Raw genomic sequence first — 4,772 nt, 5'->3', positions numbered from 1 at the left:
CGGATAGGCCAAAGGGGCGAGACGATGGGGGCAGGGTGATGGAAATCATCCTGCCCTTGTTGCGTAATCGTGGCTGAGTTAGGCGCCATCCTCATATGGTACTTCCCGTGTCTGGGTGCGCTCCATGTTGTGTGGGGTGGAGTCTGTGGTGGGTGGAAGTTTAGAATAGGTGTAGCTGTGTTGCCGCTTTGCGAATGTGTTGCGCGATTGCAACAATCGCCGCCGGAATGGGGGCGGATGGCTGGAAACGCTGAATCCACCTTGCTTGCCTAATATTGAGTCAGCTAGAAAAGCCTTGCTTAACAAAATGGCATGGCGGTTCTTTCGCGATATCGCGGAATCGAGGCCAGCCAAGCGACGCAAGGTTGGCATGTGCGTTGCTTTACGGATTTGCAATGTTGTCCCGTTCCGCAAGGGAGTTTGTGATGGTTGAACGTAATCTCCGGTGCCGCTGCCTGATTTCTGGCGCGATTCTCTCCGCCGTTCTCGGCTTCGCCGCTACCCCGGCCGCCGCCGATGTGTCGCTTTACGAGAATGGCGGCCTGAAGATCGATGGCGCCTTCACCGGCGGTATCGCGGCCTTCTCCTCGCCGGGTGCCCAGTTCGGCGCCGGTTCGTGGTCCAATAACGGCGCGGCTGCTCCCGGTAAGCGGATTTCCGGCCATCCCGCCTGGACCGAATGGTTCATCCATCCGGAACTGAAGGCCGCCTATGACACCGGCACCCACGGCACCTTCTACGGCGATGTCAGCGCCCAGGTGACCGCCACCGGCGGCGACGGCGACGCCAGCTTGGTTTCCACCACCTATGGCCGTCCCATCCTGCTGGAGCTGGAAAATCTGTATGGCGGCTGGAAGTCCGGCAATCTGGTTCCCTTCCTGGACGAGAACGGCCTCGACATCTCCGGCGGCCGTCAAAGCTTCCGCGTCGCCGACGGCTTCCTGATCAGCAACGGCGTCAACAACCAGGGTAAGCGCGGCATGTACTGGACCCAGTCCCGTACCGCCTTCGAGCAGACCGGCATCCTGAAGGCCGCCAGCGGCCCGGTGCGCGGCGACATCTTCTATCTGCAGAACGTGTCGGCCAACAGCAAGTTGGACCCCGGCCTGGTCGACAATGCCAAGACCCGCCTGATCGGTGGCAATCTCGAAATCTTCGAGAACCTGGCCAGCGAGGACGGCAAGCCCGCCAAGGACGGCGCCACCGTCTATGCCGACCGCAAGTGGTATGCCGGTATCACCTATTTCAAGGTGTTCGACGCCAGCAACGGCAACAACTTCGCCTTCGGCAATACCGGTAACGGCGGCAACACCACGGTCACCAATACCCTGACCTCCAACCGTGACGGCATGAACGTGTTCTCGGCCCATGTGGGCGGCAATGTCCTGCCGTTCCTGCCGGACTTCTCGCTGTACGGCAACTATGTCTACGAGAACAATTCCTCGAACAATAAGAAGGTGAACGCCAACGCTTGGTATATCGAGCCGGGCTATCAGTTCTCCGACCTGCCGATGACCCCCAAGCTGACCTATCGCTACGCGCATTTCAGCGGCGACAAGTCCCCGGGCGACACCACCAAGAAGGCCTATGATCCCTTCTTCTACAATGCCATCACCCGTGGCTACGGCACCTGGTTCATCGGCGAGATCATCGGCAACTACGTGATCTCCAACAGCAACGTGAACATCCACGAAGTGGCGCTGTCCATCAATCCGCTGGACAATGTCAAGCTGAGCGTGCTGGGCTTCACCTATAACTACGATCAGAAGACCCAGAATGCCGGTGTGACCTCCGACAATCTGGCCCGTGAAATCGACTTCACCGCCGAGTGGACCATCAATGACCACCTGCTGCTGACCGCGGCTTTTGGCATGGCCAAGGCCGGGACCGGCTACCGCGAATACCTGAAGAACAATGCCAATGGCTGGGACGCGGACAAGACCTGGTATCTGGGTGAGACCGCCCTGGTCGTGAAGTTCTAGTTTCCTGACCCCCAAGGCCAGCCCCGTCTCCCTCCGCGCGAGGGGGGCGGGGCTGAACTTTTTTAAGGGGGAAGATGGACAGAATGGGGCAGTCGGCCTAACCTGGAGGTATGCCTCACGGCCCCGAGGGGAAGACGGTGACTATGGATCAGAAGCTTGAAGGTGGGCTGGGGAACCGTACCTGGCAGCGGCAGAATTGCGGCACGGAAGGGGTGTTCACGGTAGACGCCTTCCAGTCCCGCGCCTTCATGGTGGATGCATCGCCCGGCGGCTTCAAATTGCGCTTCGAGCAGATCGAGGGGGCTATGGGATACTTGACCCCGCCCCCGGTCGATCTTCTGGTCACCAACAGCCATGGGACGGTGTTCTCCGCCACGGTGATGTGGGCCAAGGATGGCTTGGCGGGGGCCAGATTCTACGCCTATCTGTCGCTGGATGACGTGGTGACTCTGATGACCGGCAAATTCACTCTTAAGCTGGCGAAGCCGACGACGTGACCGGGCTGGGCGATTGTGACGATGCTTGGCGCCGCATGCGCTTATAGGCCAGGGCTTCCTCGCCCACATGCTTGAACACCCCGTGTTCGATGCAGCGATAGATTTCCAGGCAGGCCTGCTGGGCCTGCTTGAGATTCCTGATCTTGGGCACCAGCTTCTTGCACAGATCCACATAAGCCAGGCTGTAGGCGGCATGGGAGGCGATATGGGGGGCCGAGTCCGCCTCGGGCCGACCGTTGAGGAACTCCTCCTCGGCGGCGAAGGCGACCTTCATGGCCTTGAAGATGGCGCCGGTCCGTTCGGCCACCAGCTTCTGGTTGAGACCCGGATCGTCGACAATCTGGATGAAGTCCACCATGGCCTCCAGGAGCTGGCGACGGCCATGGTCGACGGCGGCGATACCGGTTTCCAGGGACATGTTCCAGTGAAGCATGGGACCTCCGGGGCTTACCTGCCTATCGTATGATAGTTAGGTAGCCGGACCCTGGAGGTCAAATGACAAGCCTGCGTATCACCCGCGTGAACCTCGGCGGCGTGAGAGTCCCTTTCCCCTTCCCATTGGCGCCGGGGCTTGCTAATCAATCGCTCTTCCGCCAGAAGGGATGATCCAGACACATGACGCGCAAGCTGTTCGGCACCGACGGGGTGCGAGGCACCGCCAATATCGAGCCCATGACCGCCGAAATGGCGTTGAAGCTGGGCATGGCCGCCGGGCGGCATTTCACCCGCGGTCCCCATCGCCACATGGTGGTGATCGGCAAGGATACCCGTCTGTCGGGCTATCTGCTGGAACCGGCGCTCACCGCCGGGTTCATCTCGGTGGGCATGGACGTCATGCTGCTGGGGCCGCTGCCCACACCCGCCGTGGCCATGCTGACCAGGTCCTTGCGGGCCGATCTCGGCGTGATGATCTCGGCGTCGCACAATCCCTATCAGGACAACGGTATCAAGCTGTTCGGCCCCGACGGCTTCAAGCTGTCCGACGAGGATGAGCTGACCATCGAGGCCAGCATGGCCAATGGGATGGAAGCCTATCGGGTGGGCTCCGACCATCTCGGCCGTGCCAAGCGTCTGGACGACGCCAACGGTCGTTATATCGAATACGTCAAGAACACCTTCCCCAAGGGCCTGCGGCTCGATGGGCTGAAGATCGTGATCGACTGCGCCAACGGCGCCGCCTACAAGGTCGCTCCCACCGTGCTGTGGGAACTGGGTGCCGAGGTGGTGCCGGTGGCGGTGGCGCCCGACGGCTTCAACATCAACAAGGATTGCGGATCGCTGCACACCGAAACCATGCGCAGTCAGGTGGTGGCCCATGGCGCCCATCTCGGCATCGCGCTGGATGGCGATGCCGACCGGGTGGTGTTGTGCGACGAGCATGGCACCTTGATCGACGGCGACCAGCTGATGGCCCTGATCGGCGATCTGTGGCGAAAGTCGGGGCAGCTCAAGGGCGGTGGCGTGGTCGCCACCGTCATGTCCAATCTGGGGCTGGAGCACTTCCTGGACCAGCGTGGCCTGGGATTGGCGCGGACCAATGTGGGCGACCGCTATGTCCTCGAGCACATGCGCAAGAACGGCTACAATGTTGGCGGCGAGCAGTCCGGCCATATCATCTTGTCGGATTATTCCACCACCGGTGACGGTCTGGTGGCGGCGTTGCAGGTGCTGGCGGCCCTGGTGCAGTCGGGCAAGCCCGCTTCCGAGATCCTGCGCCTGTTCCTGCCGCTGCCGCAGATTCTGAAGAATGTCCGGGTGGCCAAGTCCTCGGTGGCCGAGGTGCTGGCCGATACGACGGTGGTAGCCGCCATCGCCGAAGGCGAGGCCCGTCTGGCCGGGACCGGGCGGGTGCTGATCCGCAAATCGGGCACCGAGCCCCTGATCCGGGTCATGGCCGAAGGTAAGGACGACGCCTTGGTCGCCGCCGTGGTCGACGGGATCGTCGACACCATCCAGCGGGTGGCCGGGTAATTCGGTCGCTTCGGGGTCAGGCCGCCCGGGCGGCGAGTCCGCTGGCCCGTTCGATCACCCGGCTCATGGTCCTGGCGATGTCGGGGCACAATTCGCACAGGCGCTGCGCCAGATGGCGGGCGCGTTCGTGGTCGATGGAATGCCCGGCGGCCTCGGCCTCGAGGATTTCAGCAAGCTGATCGATTTCTTCCCAGCGATATTGCATCTTGGACCTCGTTCGATGGTGCGTCATCTTTCGTATAAGAAAAATCATACCTACGGCTGCTGCGCTGCACAACACGACTAAAGCTTTATTTAGTGGGTTGTTACAATAAATCACCGA

At 61.4% G+C, this 4,772-nt stretch carries 5 protein-coding genes; 3 read left to right on the top strand and 2 right to left on the bottom strand.

The window, feature by feature from the left end; translation table 11 throughout:
• Positions 1 to 425: 425 nt before the first annotated feature.
• Positions 426 to 1,982, top strand: coding sequence for an alginate export family protein (locus A6A04_RS17580; protein WP_068495256.1), 1,557 nt, complete (start codon positions 426 to 428; stop codon positions 1,980 to 1,982).
• 143 nt (positions 1,983 to 2,125) lie between these two features.
• A complete protein-coding gene (locus A6A04_RS17575; protein ID WP_068495254.1) occupies positions 2,126 to 2,479 on the top strand; it encodes a PilZ domain-containing protein in 354 nt (117 codons plus the stop codon).
• On the opposite strand, the gene A6A04_RS17570 is transcribed toward A6A04_RS17575, so the two are convergent.
• Positions 2,454 to 2,912, bottom strand: coding sequence for a hemerythrin domain-containing protein (locus A6A04_RS17570; RefSeq protein ID WP_068495251.1), 459 nt, complete (start codon positions 2,910 to 2,912; stop codon positions 2,454 to 2,456). The two genes, A6A04_RS17575 and A6A04_RS17570, sit on opposite strands and share 26 nt — an antisense overlap.
• A gap of 182 nt (positions 2,913 to 3,094) precedes the next feature.
• On the opposite strand from A6A04_RS17570, the gene glmM reads away from it, so the two are divergent.
• The gene (gene glmM, locus A6A04_RS17565) at positions 3,095 to 4,450 is read left to right on the top strand and encodes a phosphoglucosamine mutase (protein ID WP_068495250.1); all 1,356 of its coding nucleotides are present in this window, start codon (positions 3,095 to 3,097) and stop codon (positions 4,448 to 4,450) included.
• Positions 4,451 to 4,466: 16 nt separating this feature from the next.
• On the opposite strand, the gene A6A04_RS17560 is transcribed toward glmM, so the two are convergent.
• Positions 4,467 to 4,655, bottom strand: a complete 189-nt coding sequence (locus A6A04_RS17560; protein ID WP_068495247.1) for a hypothetical protein — start codon at positions 4,653 to 4,655, stop codon at positions 4,467 to 4,469.
• Positions 4,656 to 4,772 lie beyond the last annotated feature (117 nt).

It is taken from the genome of Paramagnetospirillum marisnigri, from assembly GCF_001650715.1.
Taxonomy (GTDB): domain Bacteria; phylum Pseudomonadota; class Alphaproteobacteria; order Rhodospirillales; family Magnetospirillaceae; genus Phaeospirillum; species Phaeospirillum marisnigri.
The sequence above is the reverse complement of the archived record's forward strand: the minus strand, read 5'-3'. Positions and strand labels throughout refer to the sequence as shown.

Coding starts and splice junctions, on each gene's coding strand:
- A6A04_RS17580 (WP_068495256.1), top strand. CDS start 426: ATGGTTGAACGTAATCTCCGGTGCCGCTGCCTGATTTCTGGCGCGATT.
- A6A04_RS17575 (WP_068495254.1), top strand. CDS start 2,126: ATGGATCAGAAGCTTGAAGGTGGGCTGGGGAACCGTACCTGGCAGCGG.
- A6A04_RS17570 (WP_068495251.1), bottom strand. CDS start 2,912: ATGCTTCACTGGAACATGTCCCTGGAAACCGGTATCGCCGCCGTCGAC.
- glmM (WP_068495250.1), top strand. CDS start 3,095: ATGACGCGCAAGCTGTTCGGCACCGACGGGGTGCGAGGCACCGCCAAT.
- A6A04_RS17560 (WP_068495247.1), bottom strand. CDS start 4,655: ATGCAATATCGCTGGGAAGAAATCGATCAGCTTGCTGAAATCCTCGAG.